The sequence below is a fragment of the Variovorax sp. CCNWLW235 genome (genome assembly GCF_037204085.1).
Taxonomy (GTDB): Bacteria; Pseudomonadota; Gammaproteobacteria; order Burkholderiales; family Burkholderiaceae_C; genus Variovorax.
This window is the reverse complement of the sequence record NZ_JBBCBW010000046.1, coordinates 1-1,693: the sequence shown is the minus strand read 5'-3', so window position 1 is coordinate 1,693 and position 1,693 is coordinate 1. Positions and strand designations below refer to the sequence as shown.

Genomic DNA, 1,693 nt, shown 5'->3' with positions numbered 1-1,693 from the left:
TCGGCCGAGGTCGTGTGAAAACACTTCGTTGATGGCTTCGCTCCAAATAAAATCTGCCAACCCGTCAGAACGAGGTGGCGCATGAAGCGATTCATCGAAGGCGAAGACCGACAGCAGGTCGCGCTGTTGCCGGAATGTCTTGATGACTATATCGGCGAAGACAACCCGGTGCGAGTAGTCGACGCCTTCGTCGAGGAACTGGATCTTCAGACACTCGGTTTCATAGGCACCTCACCAGCTGCTACCGGTCGGCCTGCGTACCACCCGGCGGTGCTTCTCAAGCTCTACATCTACGGCTACCTGAACCGCATCCAGTCCAGCCGGCGCCTGGAGCGCGAGGCTCAGCGCAACGTCGAATTGATGTGGCTCACCGGCAGACTGGCGCCGGACTTCAAGACCATCGCCGACTTCCGTCACGACAACGGGGCGGGTATCCGCAACGTCTGCAAGCGCTTCGTCGGCATGTGCCGGGAGCTCAAGCTGTTCACGCAGGCCATCGTGGCCATCGATGGCAGCAAGTTCAAAGCGGTCAACAGCCGGGATCGCAACGTCACGCCAGCCAAGATCGATGCGCGCCAGCGGCAGATCGAGCAGAGCATCCAACGTTATCTTGACGCGCTGGAAACCGCCGACCGTACGCAGCCCGCGGAGGTCGAGGCCAAGACCGAGCGGCTGCAGGACAAGATCAAGAGATTGCGCGAGCAGATGCGCCAGCTCGACGAGACCAAGGAACAGCTGAAGCACGAGCCGGACGGCCAGCGCTCCACCACCGACCCTGATTCACGCTCGATGAATTCGCAGGCCAAGGGCTCGGGCCTGGTGGGCTACAACGTGCAGGCGGCCGTCGATGCCAAACACCATTTGATCGTGACGCACGAGGTCACCAACATTGGCAGCGACCGTGCGCAGCTGAGCAAGATGGCAGTGGCGGCACGAGATGCAATGGGAAAAGACAAGCTGCAAGCGCTGGCCGACCGTGGGTACTTCAACGGCACTGAGCTCAAGGCCTGTGAAGACGCGGGCATCGCGACCTACGTGCCCAAGCCAATGACATCGGGCGCCAAGGCCCAGGGGCGCTTCGACAAGAGCGACTTCATCTACATCGCCAGGGATGACCAGTACCAGTGCCCAGCAGGAGAACGCGCCATCTATCGGTTCGACACGATCGAGAGGAACGGTCTCAACGCACGCGTCTACTGGACCAGTGCTTGCCCTCGTTGCCCCATGAAAGATGAGTGCACAACCAGCGACTACCGGCGCATCCGCCGATGGGAACACGAAGAGGTTCTGGAGCGCGTCCAGCGACGGCTGGACAGGAAACTTGACGCCATGACCTTGCGACGACGTACTGTGGAGCACGTGTTCGGTACGCTGAAGCACTGGATGGGGTCCACCCACTTCCTGACGAAGACGCTGGCGCACGTCAGCACCGAGATGAGCCTGCACGTGCTGGCATATAACCTCAAGCGGGTGATGCGAATCCTGGGGATCGCGAAGACGATGAAGGCGATGCAGTTGGTGGGGGCGTGAGCCTCTCAAACGCAGCCTTGCCGACATGCGGCGCCTCAGTGCACATCAAACGCAGTCATTCTCGACAACCCGCCTACTGGCTGTCTTGAGGCCCACCAGGCATCGACAGCACCAGAGTTCGGCATACTGGCGCGACGAGGGCGTTTCCACACAGCCTCGGCCA

At 60.9% G+C, this 1,693-nt stretch carries 1 protein-coding gene; it reads left to right on the top strand.

Annotation, left to right across the window (positions count from 1 at the left end; translation table 11 throughout):
* Nucleotides 1-81 precede the first annotated feature (81 nt).
* Nucleotides 82-1,530, top strand: a complete 1,449-nt coding sequence (locus V9L21_RS26340; RefSeq protein ID WP_337315720.1) for an IS1182 family transposase — start codon at nucleotides 82-84, stop codon at nucleotides 1,528-1,530.
* The last annotated feature ends 163 nt before the right edge of the window (nucleotides 1,531-1,693 follow it).

What these genes read in the sequence shown, in the direction of transcription:
- V9L21_RS26340 (WP_337315720.1), top strand. Translation starts at nt 82, where the DNA reads ATGAAGCGATTCATCGAAGGCGAAGACCGACAGCAGGTCGCGCTGTTG.